This window comes from Mycobacterium sp. 852013-51886_SCH5428379, assembly GCF_001665575.1.
Classification (GTDB): Bacteria; Actinomycetota; Actinomycetes; order Mycobacteriales; family Mycobacteriaceae; genus Mycobacterium.
This window is the reverse complement of the sequence record NZ_LZSU01000018.1, coordinates 62,419-78,959: the sequence shown is the minus strand read 5'-3', so window position 1 is coordinate 78,959 and position 16,541 is coordinate 62,419. Positions and strand designations below refer to the sequence as shown.

Genomic DNA, 16,541 nt, shown 5'->3' with positions numbered 1-16,541 from the left:
GAATGAGGACTCGTGAGCGCAGAGCTGATCGTTCTGGTGCTGTTGATCGCAACGGCGCTGGCCTTCGACTTCACCAACGGCTTCCACGACACGGGCAATGCGATGGCGACGTCGATCGCGACCGGTGCGCTCAAGCCGAAGACGGCGGTCCTGCTGGCGGGCATCCTCAATCTGGTCGGCGCGTTCCTGTCCGTCGAGGTGGCCATCACGGTCACCACCTCGGTGCTCCGGATCCAGGACGGCGGTACCGGGTCACTGATCCAGGGCATCGATGCCTCGACGGGTCTGACGATCATCTTCGCCGGCCTGGTCGGCGGCATCCTGTGGAATCTGCTCACCTGGCTGTTCGGTATCCCGTCCAGTTCCTCGCATGCACTGTTCGGCGGTCTGATCGGCGCTGGGCTCGCCGCGCTCGGCACGGTAGGAGTCAACTGGCCGGGCGTGATGAGCAAGGTCGTGCTGCCCGCGCTGGCCGCGCCGTTCATCGCCGGCCTGGTCGCCGCCTGCGGCACCTGGATCGTCTACCGGATCACCCGCAGGGTCCGGAAGAACCGCCGCGAGGAGGGTTTCCGCTGGGGCCAGATCGCCACCGCCTCGCTGGTGGCGCTGTCGCACGGCACCAACGACGCGCAGAAGACGATGGGCGTCATCGCGCTCGCGCTGATCACCACCGGCCACCTGACCGGTGACGTCAAAGAGGACGGGCTGCCGTTCTGGATCATCGCCTCCTGCGCGTTGGCCATCGGCCTGGGCACCTACATCGGTGGCTGGCGCGTCATCCGCACGCTCGGCAAGGGTCTCGTGGAGATCGAGTCACCCCAGGGGCTGGCCGCCGAAGCGTCGTCCGCGGCGATCATCCTGTCCTCGAGCGCGGCCGGTATGGCGCTGTCCACCACCCACGTCGCGACGGGCTCCATCCTTGGCTCCGGGGTCGGCAAGCCCGGTGCGCAGGTCCGCTGGGCGGTCGCCGGCCGCATGGCCACCGCATGGCTGATCACGCTTCCGGCCGCGGGCATCGTCGGCGCGCTGTCGTTCTGGCTGTCCCACCTCATCGAGACGGCGACGGGCTCCGCGCTGGCCGGCGACGGCTTCATCTTCGCCGTGCTGGTGGTGGCGTCCGGCTACATGTACCGGCGGGCCCAGCAGAAGAAGGTCAACCACCGCAACGTCAACGCCGACTGGGACGACGCAACAAACTCCGTGGTGCCCGCCGATCTGCGCGATGTGGCCGGCGCCGACCCGAAGCCCGCGGCCACGGTCTGACCGGTTGTCCCAGACAGGAATTCACCCATGACCTATCTCGAATCGATCCTCAAGGTGCTGGCGGTGGGACTGGCGCTCGGCGCCGGTCTGCCCGCGATCTTCGCCGTCGGGCTGGTCGCGTTCTCCCGCGGCGCCGGCGGCGTCGAGGCCGACGGCACGGTGCAACGGCCCAACCCCGCGCTGAAGTTCGTCGGGCTGCTGCTCTTCGTCTTCGTCGCTGCCGTGGTCCTGATCGCCATCCTGTACATCACGAAGGGGACGATCGAGCACCACTTCGGCGTCAACCCCGTCCCGTTCATTCCGGAGTGAGGTCCCGACCATGGTGACGAGCACCTTTCAGAACGTCCTGAGCTGGCTGCACGACGGATATCCCGAAGGGGTTCCGCAGACCGACTACTTCGCACTGCTGGCGCTGCTGAAGCGCTCCCTGTCCGAGGACGAGGTCGTACAGGCCGCGAAGTCCGTCCTCAAGGGCGTCGAGGACGACACCGTCACCGAGGACGAGATCCGGACGGCAGTGCAGGCGCTCATCGACAAGGAGCCCACCGCCGAGGAGATCCAGCAGGTCGCCGCCCGGCTCGCCTCCGTCGGTTGGCCGCTGGCGGAGGCGCCGCTGCGCTAGTCGCGGATGTCGCGGCGCAGCGGATGGTCGTCGGGCACCTGCACCACGATCAGGGTGACGCCATCCGGATCGGTCACGTGCATCTCGAACAGCCCCCACGGTTCCCGCTGCGCGGCCCGGGCGATCTCGACGCCGTTGCGCTGGAGTTCCTCCTGAGCGGCGTGGATGTCGCGGACCTGCAGCCACAGGGTGCCGCCGGCGTCGGGTCCGCCATGGGCGGCCAGTTCGATCAGTGACTGGCCGGCGTAGAAGACCGTGCCGCCGGGATACTCACGGGCGATCGCCAGCCCGAGTCCGTCGCGGTAGAACCGCAACGACCGCTGATAGTCCGCGGGCCGCAGCAGCGTCCGACTGGCCAGGATCTCCATGGTTGATCTCTATCACGCGGTCATTTGGTCGGTTGGAAGCGTTGCCGCCGCACCACTGCGTTGACCCAGGTGGGGGCGAACGCATCGGCGACGCGGGCGCTGACCGCCATCCGCGGCGCGATGCGCACGGGACGGTTGCGGGCCGCGTCGATCATCCAGTCCGCCGCCTCGGCGGCGCTGAGCCCCGGCACCCCGTCGTAGGCCCGCGTCGGGGCGATCATCGGGGTCTTCACCAGCGGGTAGTAGAGCGTGGTGGAATGCACGCCCTGGTCGGCCCATTCGGTCTCGATGACACGGCTGACCGCGGACAGTGCCGCTTTGGAGGCGTTGTAGACGGCGAACAACGGGGAGGCCTCACTGAAGACGCCCCACGTGGCCACGTTGATGATGTGGCCGTCGCCGCGCTCGATCATGCCCGGCGCGAGACCGCGGATGAGCCGCAGCGGCGACATGTAGTTCAGCGTCATGGTGCGCTCGACGTCGTGCCACCGGTCGAGCGATTCGGCCAGCGGGCGGCGGATCGACTTGCCCGCGTTGTTGATCAGGATGTCGACGCCGCCGAACCGGGCCTCCGCCTCGGCCACCAGTTCGTCGACCGCGTCGAGATCTGACAGATCGCAGGCCCGGGCGTGGGCGGTGCCACCGGCCGCGGTGATCCTCTCGGCCAGGGCGTCGAGCAGATCCTGACGGCGCGCGACCGCGATGACGGTGGCGCCGCGGCGGGCGAACTTCTCCGCGGCCGCCTCGCCGATACCCGACGACGCACCCGTCAGCAGAATCCGCTTGCCCTCGAGAGCGACGCCCTCGCGAGGCTGCAGGATGTGCTCGGCCAACGAGGGCCGCATGCTGGTCAGCATCACGCTGTCGGACAGGCGACGTAGCGGGTTCTTGCTCACCGGGGGAGTCTAGGCGTCACCCCGAGCGGGCGGCTTCGGCGAGGGTTCGGGTGATCGATGCGGCCTGCGCGGCGGCCCGGTCGACCTTCGGGTATCTGCGTTCGAACATGCCCGATATGAACAGGTCCGCGTATCCGTGTGCGGCGGCGATCTCATGCTCGACGAGGCGGAGTGCGGCGCGGGCATCGCCCCCCGTCACCGCGAGTGCCGGCTCGAGGAACGCGTCGTTGAGCGAGCGCATCGCATCCTGCTGGTCGGGATCCAGCACGTCGCTCATGTCGTGGCCGTAGATCACGTCCCACCCGATCCGGCGCCGCGCGACGAACCTGACGTAGCTCCGCGCGGTCGCCTCCATCTGCTCGACCGCGTCCCCTGTTCCAGCGGCCGTCCGCACTTCCGCGTCGAATTCCCGTACGGCGGCAGTGACCACCGCGGCGCGGAACGCCCTGCGGTTCGGAAAATGCCGGTAGGGCGCCGCAGCGCTCACGCCGGCACGCTTGGCCGCCTCCGCGACGGACAACGCGTCGATTCCCCGCTCGGCGACCATGTCCAGCCCGACCTCGACCAGAGCGGACCGCAGGTCGCCGTGGTGATAGCTGCTTCGCGGCACCCTCTAGTAGTAGCACTGAGTTGACGCAAAGTTAGTGGTCTCTTACATTGAAAGTGAGAGACCACTAACATGGGAGGCGTCATGACCACCTGGTTCGTCACCGGAACATCGAAGGGGCTGGGCGCGGCAATCGCGCGCTACGCGCTGGCGCAGGGCGACGCGGTGGTCGCGACGGCCCGGAACCCGCAGACCGTCGTGGATGCGCTCGGCGAGAACGAGAAGCTGCTGACGGTGGCGCTCGATGTCACCGATTCCGTCGCGGTCCGCGCCGCCGTCACGGCCGCTCTCGGCCGGTTCGGCCGCATCGACGTCGTCGTCAACAATGCGGGCCGGGCCCTGACCGGAGCATTGGAGGAGATGAGCGACAGGCAGATTCGCGACCACTTCGAACTGAACGTGTTCGCTGCCATCGACGTCATCCGGGCAACGCTGCCGACGCTGCGCGCGCAGCGGTCGGGGACGATCGTCAACCTCAGCTCCACCGCTGGTGTCATCGGCTTCCCCGCATCGTCGATGTACAACGCGACGAAATTCGCCGTCGAGGGGCTGACCGCCGGCCTCCGCCACGACCTCGCCCCGCTGGGCATCTCGGTGCTGGCCGTCGAACCTGGAATGTTCCGGACCGGCTTCCTGTCATCGTCGACGGTGGAGGTTGCCGCAGGGCACGGGACCATCGACGACTACGCGGGCACGCCCGCACACGAGCAGGTCGCGCAGTTCGGCGAGATGGACCAGACGCAGGACGGTGACCCGGACAAGCTCGCCGCGCTTCTGTACGACGTGGTGGCCGCGGGGGCTCGGCTGACCCGACTTCCGGTCGGACCTGACGCGGTCGCGGCAACCGAGACCCGCGTCGCCACCGACGCGGCCGAGCTAGCGCCGTGGCGGGAGCGGGCGATGGCGACGAATCTCGCGGTGCCTCGCTAGAAGTAGCGGGGGAACGCCGACCAGTCGGGGTCGCGCTTCTCCAGGAACGCGTCGCGGCCCTCGACGGCCTCGTCGGTCATGTACGCCAACCGGGTGGCCTCTCCGGCGAACACCTGCTGACCGACCAGCCCGTCGTCGATGAGGTTGAACGAGAACTTCAGCATCCGCACGGCTTGCGGTGACTTGCCGTTGATCTCGGCGGCCCACTGCAGTGCCTCGGACTCCAGCTCGGCGTGGTCGACGACGGCGTTCACCGCGCCCATCGCATACATCTGCTCGGCGTCGTAGGCGCGGCCGAGGAAGAAGATCTCGCGGGCGAACTTCTGGCCGGTCTGCCGCGCGAGGTACGCGCTGCCGAATCCGCCGTCGAAGCTGCCGACATCGGCGTCGGTCTGCTTGAACCGGGCATGCTGGCGACTGGCCAGCGTGAGGTCGCACGTCACGTGCAAGCTGTGCCCGCCGCCGGCCGCCCAGCCGTTGACCAGGCAGATCACCACCTTCGGCATGAACCGGATCAACCGCTGCACCTCGAGGATGTGCAACCGGCCGGCCCGGGCGGGATCGACGGTCTCGGCGGTTTCCCCATCGGCGTACTGGTAGCCGGTGCGCCCGCGGATGCGCTGGTCACCGCCCGAGCAGAACGCCCAGCCACCGTCCTTGGGGCTGGGGCCGTTTCCGGTAAGCAGCACGACACCGACGTCGGGGGACATCCGGGCGTGGTCGAGGACGCGGTAGAGCTCGTCGACGGTGTGCGGGCGGAAGGCGTTGCGCACCTCCGGCCGATCGAACGCCACCCGCACGGTCGGCTGGGGCCTGCCGTCGACCACGTGGCGGTGGTAGGTGATGTCGGTCAGATCGAATCCGGGCACCGGCTGCCAGACCGACGGGTCGAACGGTGTGGCCGACGAGCCGCTGGCGTGAAGAGAATTGTCGGAGCTCATGGCACGAGAACCTACGTGATGGGGTCGAATCGGAAGACGGCGCAGCGGCCGGCCAGCGCCTCGAATTCATCGGGTGTCGCGTCGGTGACCAGTCCGGCGTTCTTCATGAAGTCGACGCCGGTCGGCACCAGCGTGGGGAACTGCCGCAGCAGCGGACGGGCCTCGTCGGCTGACATCTCCACCATGCGCACCCGTTCGACGCGGCGGTTCTGGGTCAGCGTCACCTCGGGATTCGCGCGGGCGTTGCGCACCCAGTCCGCGCCCGGAAATCCGCCCACCACATAGCGTTTCCCGTCGACGTACATCGGGGTGATCGGCGTGGTCCGCGCCCGACCGGTCTTGCGGCCGGTGACGGTCAGGATCATCGGCCCCTCCTTGCCGAAGATCGGAAGACCCAGTTTCGCCGAGGCGATCACGACCTTGTTGAACGGTTTGAGCCACCACGGCGGGCGCACACGTTCGGTGGACAATCGGAGGTCCTCCTCAGCTCTCGATCCCGATCGCGGCCAGTCCGTCGCGCAGACCGGTGCGTCGCTCTTCGGTGGGCAGCGGATCGACCAGGACGAATCCGCAGCCCAGCGCGCGTGCTCCGCCGTCGGCCTCGTCGCTGTCGCCGACCATCACCGCATCCTCGGCGGCCACCCCGAGCCGCTGCAGCGCGGTCTCGAAGATTCGCGCATCCGGTTTCATCGCACCGACTTCGAACGACAGCACGAACTCGTCGACGTCGTCGTGGGCACCGATCCCCGCGAAGGCGGGCCGGACGTCGAACGCGATGTTCGAGACCACCGCGGTCTTGATGCCGCGTCGCTGTAGACCGCCGAGCACATCCGCGGTGTCGGGGTAGGGGGTCCAGGAGTCCGGGTCGATGACGCGCCCGTAGAGCGATTCGGCGTGGGCATCGCCGAGTCCCGATTTCCGCAGCACGTGCAGATAGGCCTCGCGGTGCAGATAGGGCGCCAGGTCGCGGTTCTCCCAGGCGTGCTCGGCCTCGGGCGTCATGTCGACGGAGCGCCCGGTGGGCTGGGTCAGCCGGCGCAGCAATTCGGTCTGGACGTGTGCGTCGACCTCTTGGTCGTCGACGACGATGCCCTCGAACCAGCGTTCGTCCCCTTCGAGGCGGAAGAGGGTTCCGGAGAAGTCGAAGAGCACCGCACGTACCGCCACACAGCCATGGTGCCACCTGTGGTGCCCAGCTCGCGAAGTGTGAATCCTTCGCGGATCGGATATCCCCCCAGCATGTCGAACGTGGCGCAGGTCGCCGTCGTGGTTCCGGCCCACAACGAGGTCGAGGCGCTCCCGCGGACGCTCCGCGCGCTGGGCACCGCAGTGCTGTGCTCGCCGGTGCCGACGCTGATCGTCGTGGTGCTCGATTCGTGCACCGACGGCAGCGAACGGTTGATCGGGCAGTTCGGTCCCGAGGTGCACTTCGTCTCCGTCGACGCCGGAAACGTGGGCGCGGCGCGTGCGGCGGGTTTCGATCACGCGCGCTCGGTCTGCGCCGACGTACCGGCCGAGCAGACCTGGTACGCGACCACCGACGCAGATACGACGGTGAACGCGAACTGGGTGCTGCGGATGATCGACGCGGAGGTCGACATGGTCCTCGGGACGGTGCGGGTGACCGACTGGCGGCGCTACCCGGCCGACGTGGTCCGGCGGTACCTGCGGGCGTACTACTCACGGTTCACGCGGACGGGCCACGGCCACATCCATGGCGCGAACATGGGGTTCCGCGCCGACGCGTACTGGCGTATGGGCGGATTCCGCGCGCTGGCGTCGGGTGAGGACGTCGATCTGGTGCGACGGTTCGAGACGGCTGGGATGCGCATCCGCCGGGACCCGGAACTGTCGGTGGCGACGTCGGCCCGCCGCGATGCCCGAGCGCCCGGCGGCTTCGGGGCGCATCTGCGCAAGCTTTCCGAAACGGGCCGAGGGCGGCGTTCCCCCGGCGACGCCGCGTGAGCATCGACCTGGTCCGGCAGTGGGCACGCAGCACCGCGCCCCACCTGCCGCTGCCCGGTGCGGGAGACACGCTGACCCGATGGCAGGCCCTGGCCGATCTGGCGGAGACCGATCTTGTCGCAGGCCGTCTGGGCGAGGCTCACGCCGACGCATGCGCCATCCTGGCCGAACTCGGCGGGCCGGCGGTGCGGCCGGGCGAGTTGTGGGGCGTGTGGGCGGCCGAGGCCCCTGGTGCTGTCCTCCAGGCGCGCCGCGTCGAGGACGCTGTGGTGCTCGACGGTGCGCGAGCCTGGTGCTCTGGCGCCGGGGTGTGCACGCATGCTCTGGTCACCGCGCGCACTGCCGGAGATCCCGAGGGGCCGCGTGGCCTGTTCGCCGTCGCTCTCGGCGACCGGGGCGTGGTGCGCGGGGATAACACCTGGTACAACGCGGGGATGGCCGCGGCCGACACCCGCGCGGTGGACTTCGTCGCGACGCCGGGAATTCCGGTCGGCGCACCCGGCGCCTATCTGGACCGGCCCGGCTTCTGGCACGGGGCGATCGCGGTCAGCGCGTGCTGGTGGGGCGGCGCCCGCGCGGTCGCCGAGCCCCTGTACGCGGCGGGCCGGTCGGGGGACCCGCACAACCTGGCCCACCTCGGGGCTGTGGACGCCGCCTTGAGCGCAGCCGCCGCAACGCTGGCCTGGGCGGCGACCGAGGTCGATGCCGATCCGCAAAATCGTTCGGGTACCGCCGAATTGATCGCCCGCCGCGCTCGGGCGGTGGTCGAACACGCGGTGGACGAAGCGATCAGGCGCACCGGTCGGGCGCTGGGTCCCGCACCCCTGGTGCATGACGCCCGGCACGCGCGTTACGTCGCCGATCTCGAGATCTATGTCCGGCAGAGTCATGCCGAACGCGATCTCTGCGTGCTGGGCCGACTCGCGGCGGAACGGAGGTGAGCGCGCTGGGAGGCCCGCCGCTCGACAACGGATCCCGGTTCGCCGAGCGCCCGCTTGCCGGTGGGGGCACCCCGGTCGACACGTGGCTCACCGCCGACAGGGGCGTCCCGGCCCTGGACCTGTCGGGCTGCGGTGGCCTCGTCCTGGTCGGCGCACACCCCGATGACGAAACGCTGGGGTTCGGCGCCGGCGCGTCGCTGCTCGCCCGCAGGGGGATTCGGGTGCAAGTCGTCTCGGCCACCGACGGCGGCCGCTCGCATCCGGATCTGGATGCGCAGCGGCAACGCCGGCTGGAGGCCACGCGCCGCGACGAGCTTCGGCGAGCGGTCGGTGTTCTGGGGCTGCCGCCGCCGATCAGCCTCGGCTTGCCCGACGGTGATGTCGCCGCCCACGAGCACCGCCTGACCGACCTGCTGACCGACGTGCTGGCGGACGGGGCGCCCGGCATCTGGTGCGCCGCGACCTGGCGGGGTGACGGACATCCGGACCACGAGGCGGTGGGTCGCGCCGCGGCGGCTGCGGCGGCAGCGACCGGCGCGAACCTGCTCGAGTATCCGGTGTGGATGTGGCACTGGGCAGTCCCGGACGATCCGGCCGTGCCCTGGCACCGCGCTCGCGCAGTCGTTTCCGACGGCGCGGACCAGGAACGCAAAAGCGCTGCAGCGCAATGCTTCACCAGTCAGTTCGAACCTCTGGATGTCGGTGCAGAGCCCGCGTTGCCGCCATTCGTACTGCACCGGCTGCTGCAGGTGGGGGAGGTGGCGTTCCGGTGACCGGTCGACTGTCCGACGGGTACTTCGAGCGCGTCTACGCCGATGCCGCGGACCCCTGGAGTCTGCAGAGCAGATGGTACGAACAGCGCAAGTACGCGCTCACCACGGCCATGCTGCCGCATCCGCGCTACCGGCACGCCTTCGAACCCGGCTGTTCGGTCGGGGTGCTGACCGAACTGCTGTTGCAGCGCTGCGACCGGGTGACTGCCACCGACGTGGCGGTGCCGGCGCTGGACGCGACCCGTCGGCGACTGGTGCGGGCCGGGGTCGGGGAGCGTGCGCACTTACTGCGCAGATCACTCGATGAGCCCTGGCCCGCAGACGAATTCGATCTTGTCGTGCTGTCGGAGGTGTGCTATTACCTGACGCCGGCGACACTGCGCGCGGTGGTCGACCGAGAGGTGCCGCGCCTGGTGACCCTCGGCGCGACGGTGCTCGTCGCGCACTGGCGCCACCCGGTGGCCGACTATCCGATGACCGGCGACGACGTCCGCGACCTGTTCGCGTCGACCGCAGGCCTGCACCACCTCGGCGGCTACCGGGACGCCGACGTCGTGATCGATGTGTTCGACACCGCGTCGGCCGAGTCGGTGGCGAGTCGCACGGCGGTGCCGGGCGCGTAGCCACACCGGGGCGCGGTCAGCCCACGCGGCGGTCGGAGCCTTCCCAGAACTGCGCCCGCACCGCCTTCTTGTCGGGTTTGCCCAGCGCCGTCACCGGGACCGAATCCACCACGACGAGCTGCTTGGGGGACTGCACCGACCCCTTGCGCTCCTTGACCGCGGCCTGGATCTCCGCGGTCATCTTCGCCACCGCGGCCTCGTCGGTCGGGGCGTCGGGCCGCAGCACCACCACCGCCGTCACCGCCTCACCCCACTTCTCGTCCGGCGTGCCGATCACGCACACCTGTGCGATCGAAGGATGTTCTGCCACGACGTCTTCCACCTCGCGCGGGAACACGTTGAAGCCGCCGGTGACGATCATGTCCTTGGTGCGGTCGACGATGTACCAGAAGCCGTCCTCGTCCTCGCGGGCGACGTCTCCAGTGTGCATCCAACCGTCCCGAAACGTTTCCGCGGTGGCCTCGGGCTTGTTCCAGTAGCCGCCGGACACCAGCGGACCCGACACGCAGATCTCGCCGACCTCGCCCCGGGGCACCTCGTTGCCGTCCTCGTCGAGCAGCGCCGTGCGCGCGAAGACCGTCGGACGTCCGCACGAGGTGAGCCGCTTCTCATCGTGGTCGCCCTTGGCCAGATAGGTGATCACCATCGGCGCCTCGGACTGCCCGTAGTACTGCGCGAAGATCGGGCCGAACCGGCGGATCGCCTCCGCCAGGCGCACCGGGTTCATCGCCGAGGCGCCGTAGTACACGGTCTCCAGCGACGACAGGTCCCGGGTGTGGGAGTCGGGGTGGTCCATCAGGGCGTAGATCATCGACGGCACCAGCATCGTGGCGGTGATCTTCTGCTCTTCGATCGTGCGCAGCACCTCGGCCGGGTCGAACTTGGTCAGCACGACCAGTTCGCCGCCCTTGATGATCGTCGGTACGAAGAACGCCGCACCCGCATGCGACAGCGGCGTGCACATCAGGAACTTCGGATGCTCCGGCCACTCCCACTCGGCGAGCTGAATCGTCGTCATCGTGGTGATCGATTGCACCGTGCCGATCACGCCCTTGGGCTTACCGGTCGTCCCGCCCGTGTAGGCCATGCCGCCGATGTGGTCCGGAGGCAGATCGGCTGCCTTGAGCGGTTTGGGTTCGTACTTCGCGGCTTCGGCGTTCAGATCGACCGCGACGTCTTTCAACGCGTCGGGGACCGGCCCGATCGTCAGGATCTGCTTGAGCCCCGGCACCTTCTCGAGCAGACCCAGCGCCCGCTCGGTGAACATCGGGTTGGGATCGATGATCAGCGAGGTGACACCCGCATCGTCGAGAACGTAGGCGTGGTCGTCCAGCGAACCCAGAGGGTGTAGCGCCGTGCGCCGGTAACCCTGCGTCTGGCCGGCGCCGATGATCATCAGCACCTCGGGCCGGTTGAGGGAGAGCAGACCGGTGGCCGCACCCGTCCCCGCGCCGAGCGCCTCGAACGCCTGCACGTACTGGCTGATGCGTTCTGCCAGCTCGCCGCCGGTCATCGTGGTGTCCCCGAGGAACAGCACGGGCTTGTCCCTGTTGCGCTTCAGCGCGCCGACGGTCAGGTGCCCGGAGTGGATCGGATGCCGCAAAAGGTCTGACGAGCGCTCGCGCGAGGAAGCATCAACCGAAGTCATGGCATCAGATTAGAACGTGTTACAGAAACGCTGGCAAGGACCGCTCGATCCGGCTTCACTGGACGCATGCGGCAGCAGCTCCGGGCGGCGATCCTCGACCTCGCCGGCCGGCGGGGTCCGGACAAGACCATTTGTCCGTCCGACGCGGCCCGCGCGGTCGGCGGTGCCGACTGGCGCGATCTCATGGACGACGCCCGCGACGTCGCGCGCGAACTGGCCCGCGTGGACGAGGTCGAGATCACCCAGAAGGGCGAGCGCGTCGACCCGGAGGCGGACTGGCGCGGGCCGATCCGTATCCGGATCACGAAGCGCTGAACGGCGGCCCCACGCAGCCGTCATCACCGAGTAAGTTAACGGCGCGCGCGGCCCAACCATGCTAGGGCAGCCACTCCGAATTCGGAGCGAAATGGTCAGAACCAGGCGCGGAAGTGTGCGGCGGCGTCTCCTGCGTCCGTACCGGAACCATAAGTTAATGAAAATTCCGCAAACGCTTGACGGGTCGGAGGCCCGACCATAGCGTGACGGCCCATACAGGACCGTCCAGCCGGTTCTGGTACCGGAACTCATGGGGGAGGGACGTGACCGTGACCGCACCGGTTGAACCCGACCCGCGTCGCGGAGACGGCGTCGAGGCCATCACCGACTGGAGCACCGGCTACGTCAAGCGACATCCCCTGGCATCGCTGGCAACGGTCGGCGACCAGTTCGTGCTTGCCGTCCGCACGCTGCAGTACTTGTTCATCGACCTGTTCACCGGCCGGTTCCAATGGCAGGAGTTCATCCGGCAGGGCGCGTTCATGGCCGGTACGGCGGTACTACCGACCGTGCTGGTGGCGCTCCCGATCGGCGTCACACTGTCGATCCAGTTCGCCCTGCTGGCCGGTCAGGTCGGTGCCACGTCGATGGCGGGCGCGGCCAGCGGACTGGCGGTGATCCGGCAGGCGGCATCGCTGACGGCGGCCATCCTCATGGCTGCCGCGGTCGGCTCGGCGATCACCGCCGATCTCGGCTCCCGCAAGATGCGCGAAGAGACCGACGCCATGGAGGTGATGGGCGTTTCGGTGATCCGGCGCCTGGTCGTCCCGCGCTTCGCCGCCGCCATCATGATCGGTGTCGCGCTGACCGGAGTCGTCTGCTTCGTCGGCTTCCTCGCCAGTTATTTGTTCAACGTCTACTTCCAAAACGGCGCACCCGGCAGCTTCGTGGCCACCTTCGCATCGTTCGCCACCACCGGTGACCTCATCGTGGCTCTGGTCAAGGCCGTGATCTTCGGCGCGATTGTCGCCGTCGTGGCGTGCCAGAAGGGGCTGTCGACCCAGGGCGGTCCGACAGGGGTCGCGAACTCGGTGAACGCGGCGGTGGTCGAGTCGATCCTGGTGCTGATGGTCGTCAACGTCGCGATCAGCCAGCTCTACATCATGCTGTTCCCACGGGTCGGACTCTGACCGTGGCGACCACCTCGACGTACGCACCGGCATTCCTGCGGGGGCTGCGACGGCTGTACCGCGGTGCGACGGCACCGGTGGTGCGGCTCGGCCACATGCTCGTGTTCTTCGGCCGCGCCCTGGCCGGGATCCCGGTCGCGTTGCGCCACTATCGCTCCGAGTTCGTCCGGCTGCTGTCCGACATCGCCTGGGGCAACGGCTCTCTGGTCGTTGGCGGCGGGACCGTCGGGGTTGCGGTGGTGCTCGGCATCACCGTCGGCGCGCTGGTCGGGATCGAGGGCTACAACTTCCTCGACTTGCTCGGCCTCGGCCCGGCCACCGGGATCATCTCGTCCCTGGTCAACACCCGGGAACTCGCGCCCATTGCGGCGTCGCTGGCGTTCGCCACCCAGGCGGGGTGCCGGTTCACCGCGCAGCTCGGGTCGATGCGTATCGCCGAGGAGGTCGACGCACTCGAATCGTTGGGGATCCGGCCGATCCCTTACCTGGTGACGACGCGGCTGATGGCGTCGGTGATCGCGGTCATCCCGCTCTACGTGCTGTGCCTGGCGGTCAGCTATCTGACCACCCAGGTCGTGGTGCAGATCATCAGCGGTGGTTCGACGGGCTCGTACCTGCACTACTTCACGCTGATGCTGGCCGGCCAGGACATTCTGTACTCGGTGTTCAAGACGGTCATCTTCGTCTGGATCGCCTCGACGGTGCAGTGCTACTACGGCTTCTACGCCACCGGCGGTCCCGTGGGGGTCGGGGTCGCCGCGGGTCACGCCATGCGGGCCAGCATCACCGTCGTGATCATGGTGAACATGCTCCTGACCATGGCGCTGTGGTCGGTCGACTCAGGCGCCAGGTTCGGGGGTTGATGTGGCCAACTCCTTCGAACTCGACGGCCGCGGCCCCACCGACCGGCAACTGCTCGGCTGCGGCGTCGCGCTGCTGGCCGTCGTCACGGTCGTGACCGCCCTGCTGCTGGTCAAATCGACCGGCCGCCTCGATCCCTACGTGCGGGTGGTCGCGGCCATGGTCAACGTCGGTGACGGGCTGCCGCAGCGCTCCGACGTGAAATACCACGGGGTGCTCGTCGGTCGGGTCGACAGCGTCACCCCCGCCGAACGCGGCGACCCCAACTTCGTCCACATCGACCTCGATCCGCATTACGCCCAGTCGATTCCGGGCAACGTGACCGCACGGGTGGTGCCCAGCAACGTGTTCGCGGTGTCGTCGGTGCAGCTGGTCGACCGCGGCCCAGGTCCGGCGATCCACGAGGGCGCGATCATCGCCGAGGACACCGAACTGCCGACGGTGCTGTTCCAGACCACGATCAGCAAGCTGCGCGACATCCTCGCCGCGACCGGTCGCGGCCGGGAGGACAAGACGGTCGGCATCCTTGCCGCGGTCCATGCCGCCACTGAGGACCGGCGCACCGAACTGCTCACCGCCGGCGCGCAATTGAACCGGATGCTCGACGAACTCAACAGCATCATCGCGACCGACCCCGGACCGACCACGGTCTCGGCGCTGGTCGACGCGACCCGCGGTCTGCAGCAGACCGCCCCCGAACTCGTCGACGCCCTGCACAAGGCCGTGCAACCGATGCGGACGCTCGTCGAACAGGACGCGCAGCTCACCGCGCTCGTCAACGGCGGCATCAACACCGTCGGCACCACCCACACCGCACTGGTCAATCACACCGACCGGCTGGTGAAGATCACCGGAGAGCTGACGCCCGTCCTGGGCAGCCTCGCCGACACGTCGCGGCACTGGGTTCCGGCGTTCGAGAAGCTGAATCAGTTGTCCGGCAAGTTCTTCGACGAGGTGTGGATCGCCGACAGCGACATCGGCAACATGCGGGTGAACCTGTCGTTCACCCCGACCTACAGCTACACCCGGGCCGACTGCCCCCAGTACGCAGGGCTCAAGGGGCCGAGTTGCTTCACCGCGCCGCTGGTACCGACGCGTCCGGAGCTGCCCGACGTGCTGCTGCCGCAGAACTACCAGCCGCCGAAGGATCTCGCGCCGCCGGCGGGCACCGAGGTCGGGCCGCACGGCAACCTGGTCGCGGTGGGCCCGCCGCTGGTGAATCCGTATCCCGATCTGCGCGACCCGAATCCGCCGTTGCCGCCGTGGATGCCGCCGTCGCCGCCCGTACCCGGCACCGCCAATCCCGATCTGGCGCCGACCATTCCGCCGCCGGTTCCGCTGTCGCCCGCCGCACCCGTCGCGCCGAAACCGTGGGATCAGCCGCCCGTCGTGGCGCCCGCACCGCCGCCGGCTCCGATGCCGGCCGAGGCGGCGCCCGCATCGTTCGGCGGGAACGTGGGTCCGGTCGGCAGCCGGCACGAACGCGACCAACTCGGTGTCATCACCGGTCAACCCGCGACGACGGCCACCCAGCTGCTGCTCGGCCCGCTGGCGCGCGGGATGACCGTGTCGACGGCCGCAGCCGTCAGTGAGGAGCACCGATGAGCTACCGCGGCGCCCTGGCAGGGCTGTCGATCTTCATGGTCGTGGCCATCACGCTCACGTGGCTGGTGTACGTGACGCTGCGTCGCGACGTTGCCGGGTCGACCCAGCCCTACGCGGCGATGTTCACCGACGTCTTCGGTCTGCGCGAAGGCGACGACGTCCGGATGGCCGGCGTGCGGGTCGGCCGGGTCGAGAGCATCGAGCTGCAGGGCGATGTGGCGAAGGTGTCGTTCGTGGTGCAGAGCGATCAGCAGGTGCTCGGCAACACGGTGGCCTCGGTGACCTACCAGAACATCGTCGGCCAGCGGTATCTCGGACTGTCCCTCGGCCAGACCGGGGAACCGGGCGTGCTGCCGCCGGGCAGCGTGATCCCCCTCGAGCGCTCCGATCCGTCGTTCGACGTGACGACACTGCTCAACGGATACGAGCCGCTGTTCAGCGTGTTGGATCCGCGGGCCGCCGACAACCTGACCAAGGGCGTCATCCAGTCGCTGCAGGGTGATCACGCGTCGATCACCGCGCTGGTCGACCAGACCTCGCAGCTGACCGAGTCCTTCGCCGGCCGCGACGAGGAGCTCGGCACCGTCATCACCGACCTGAACACGGTGATGGCCAACCTCGCCCGGCACAACGACAGCCTCGATCAGGTGCTCACCCAGGCGCAGGAGGCGGTGGTGACGCTCGACGGCAGACGCCCCCAGCTCGTGGAGTCGACCGGCTCGATGGCGCGGGTGGTGCGCCAGCTCGCCGCGATCACCGAGGAAGTGGACCCCGCACTCGACGAATTGGTCACGCGCCAGCCGGGATTCACCCGGCACATGGTCGGCATCGAACCGCAGATCGCATTCGCCGGCGCCAATCTGCCGTTGCTGCTCAAGGGTTTCGCCCGCCTCACCAACGAGGGTGCCTACGCCAACGCCTACGCGTGCGATCTCAACGCGACCGGATTCTTCCCGGGCCTCAACGACGTCACCCCGATCATCGTCGACGCGGCGACTCCCGGAAACGACGCCAGGTACACCCCGAAGTGCAGGAACATGGCCAATGGCTAGA

The 16,541-nt window shown here is 68.9% G+C and carries 20 protein-coding genes; 13 read left to right on the top strand and 7 right to left on the bottom strand.

The annotated features are described in order from the left end of the window. Positions 1-12: 12 nt before the first annotated feature. From A5757_RS06980 to A5757_RS06970, 3 genes are read left to right on the top strand one after another with little or no spacing between them, the layout of a single operon-like run. Positions 13-1,263: an inorganic phosphate transporter gene (locus A5757_RS06980; RefSeq protein WP_066830663.1), complete on the top strand. Its 1,251-nt coding sequence runs from the start codon at positions 13-15 to the stop codon at positions 1,261-1,263. Positions 1,264-1,290: 27 nt separating this feature from the next. Then, the gene (locus A5757_RS06975; RefSeq protein WP_066830661.1) at positions 1,291-1,572 is read left to right on the top strand and encodes a hypothetical protein; all 282 of its coding nucleotides are present in this window, start codon (positions 1,291-1,293) and stop codon (positions 1,570-1,572) included. A gap of 10 nt (positions 1,573-1,582) precedes the next feature. After that, positions 1,583-1,885 (top strand): DUF3349 domain-containing protein, encoded by a 303-nt coding sequence (locus A5757_RS06970; RefSeq protein ID WP_066830659.1) that lies wholly within the window; start codon positions 1,583-1,585, stop codon positions 1,883-1,885. Here A5757_RS06970 and A5757_RS06965 read toward each other — a convergent pair. From A5757_RS06965 to A5757_RS06955, 3 genes are read right to left on the bottom strand one after another with little or no spacing between them, the layout of a single operon-like run. Further along, on the bottom strand, positions 1,882-2,253 hold the full coding sequence (locus A5757_RS06965; protein ID WP_066830657.1) for a VOC family protein: 372 nt from the start codon (positions 2,251-2,253) through the stop codon (positions 1,882-1,884). The two genes, A5757_RS06970 and A5757_RS06965, sit on opposite strands and share 4 nt — an antisense overlap. Before the next feature lie 20 nt (positions 2,254-2,273). Further along, a complete protein-coding gene (locus A5757_RS06960) occupies positions 2,274-3,149 on the bottom strand; it encodes an SDR family oxidoreductase (RefSeq protein ID WP_066830655.1) in 876 nt (291 codons plus the stop codon). Between the two features lie 16 nt (positions 3,150-3,165). Continuing rightward, positions 3,166-3,759 (bottom strand): TetR/AcrR family transcriptional regulator, encoded by a 594-nt coding sequence (locus A5757_RS06955; RefSeq protein ID WP_066830653.1) that lies wholly within the window; start codon positions 3,757-3,759, stop codon positions 3,166-3,168. Between the two features lie 81 nt (positions 3,760-3,840). On the opposite strand from A5757_RS06955, the gene A5757_RS06950 reads away from it, so the two are divergent. Beyond that, positions 3,841-4,686 (top strand): SDR family oxidoreductase, encoded by an 846-nt coding sequence (locus A5757_RS06950; RefSeq protein WP_066830859.1) that lies wholly within the window; start codon positions 3,841-3,843, stop codon positions 4,684-4,686. Here A5757_RS06950 and A5757_RS06945 read toward each other — a convergent pair. Genes A5757_RS06945 through A5757_RS06935 form a run of 3 tightly spaced genes read right to left on the bottom strand, consistent with a single transcriptional unit; the run spans position 4,683 to position 6,794 of the window. Then, complete coding sequence (locus tag A5757_RS06945; RefSeq protein ID WP_066830650.1) at positions 4,683-5,627, bottom strand: 1,4-dihydroxy-2-naphthoyl-CoA synthase; 945 nt, start codon at positions 5,625-5,627, stop codon at positions 4,683-4,685. The two genes, A5757_RS06950 and A5757_RS06945, sit on opposite strands and share 4 nt — an antisense overlap. An 11-nt stretch (positions 5,628-5,638) precedes the next feature. Further along, positions 5,639-6,097: a nitroreductase family deazaflavin-dependent oxidoreductase gene (locus A5757_RS06940; protein WP_066830647.1), complete on the bottom strand. Its 459-nt coding sequence runs from the start codon at positions 6,095-6,097 to the stop codon at positions 5,639-5,641. 13 nt (positions 6,098-6,110) lie between these two features. Further along, the gene (locus tag A5757_RS06935) at positions 6,111-6,794 is read right to left on the bottom strand and encodes an HAD family hydrolase (protein ID WP_066830644.1); all 684 of its coding nucleotides are present in this window, start codon (positions 6,792-6,794) and stop codon (positions 6,111-6,113) included. Positions 6,795-6,866: 72 nt separating this feature from the next. On the opposite strand from A5757_RS06935, the gene A5757_RS06930 reads away from it, so the two are divergent. From A5757_RS06930 to A5757_RS06915, 4 genes are read left to right on the top strand one after another with little or no spacing between them, the layout of a single operon-like run. After that, positions 6,867-7,592, top strand: a complete 726-nt coding sequence (locus A5757_RS06930) for a glycosyltransferase family 2 protein (protein WP_066830639.1) — start codon at positions 6,867-6,869, stop codon at positions 7,590-7,592. Further along, positions 7,589-8,533 carry an acyl-CoA dehydrogenase gene (locus A5757_RS06925; RefSeq protein ID WP_066830637.1) on the top strand — a complete coding sequence of 315 codons (945 nt, stop codon included), beginning with the start codon at positions 7,589-7,591 and terminating at the stop codon, positions 8,531-8,533. Before A5757_RS06930 ends, A5757_RS06925 begins: the two co-directional genes overlap by 4 nt. Positions 8,534-8,538: 5 nt before the next feature. Continuing rightward, positions 8,539-9,306 carry a PIG-L deacetylase family protein gene (locus A5757_RS06920; RefSeq protein ID WP_066830857.1) on the top strand — a complete coding sequence of 256 codons (768 nt, stop codon included), beginning with the start codon at positions 8,539-8,541 and terminating at the stop codon, positions 9,304-9,306. Next, positions 9,303-9,929: an SAM-dependent methyltransferase gene (locus A5757_RS06915; protein WP_066830635.1), complete on the top strand. Its 627-nt coding sequence runs from the start codon at positions 9,303-9,305 to the stop codon at positions 9,927-9,929. The genes A5757_RS06920 and A5757_RS06915 overlap by 4 nt, the downstream gene beginning before the upstream one ends. Positions 9,930-9,945: 16 nt before the next feature. On the opposite strand, the gene fadD8 is transcribed toward A5757_RS06915, so the two are convergent. Continuing rightward, positions 9,946-11,577 (bottom strand): fatty-acid--CoA ligase FadD8, encoded by a 1,632-nt coding sequence (fadD8, locus tag A5757_RS06910; RefSeq protein WP_066830633.1) that lies wholly within the window; start codon positions 11,575-11,577, stop codon positions 9,946-9,948. Positions 11,578-11,643: 66 nt separating this feature from the next. Here fadD8 and A5757_RS06905 point away from each other — a divergent pair, with 66 nt between their 5' ends. The 5 genes from A5757_RS06905 to A5757_RS06885 all read left to right on the top strand — a co-directional run bounded on the left by A5757_RS06905 (position 11,644) and on the right by A5757_RS06885 (position 16,540). After that, a complete protein-coding gene (locus tag A5757_RS06905; protein WP_066830630.1) occupies positions 11,644-11,892 on the top strand; it encodes a DUF3253 domain-containing protein in 249 nt (82 codons plus the stop codon). A 269-nt stretch (positions 11,893-12,161) separates the two neighbouring features. Then, entirely contained in the window at positions 12,162-13,022 is an 861-nt protein-coding gene (locus A5757_RS06900) for an ABC transporter permease (protein ID WP_066830855.1), read from the top strand. 95 nt (positions 13,023-13,117) lie between these two features. Next, positions 13,118-13,885 carry an ABC transporter permease gene (locus A5757_RS06895; protein ID WP_231983913.1) on the top strand — a complete coding sequence of 256 codons (768 nt, stop codon included), beginning with the start codon at positions 13,118-13,120 and terminating at the stop codon, positions 13,883-13,885. 1 nt (position 13,886) lies between these two features. Then, positions 13,887-15,488 carry an MlaD family protein gene (locus A5757_RS06890; protein ID WP_066830627.1) on the top strand — a complete coding sequence of 534 codons (1,602 nt, stop codon included), beginning with the start codon at positions 13,887-13,889 and terminating at the stop codon, positions 15,486-15,488. Then, positions 15,485-16,540, top strand: a complete 1,056-nt coding sequence (locus A5757_RS06885) for an MCE family protein (protein ID WP_066830625.1) — start codon at positions 15,485-15,487, stop codon at positions 16,538-16,540. The genes A5757_RS06890 and A5757_RS06885 overlap by 4 nt, the downstream gene beginning before the upstream one ends. Position 16,541: the final 1 nt, after the last annotated feature.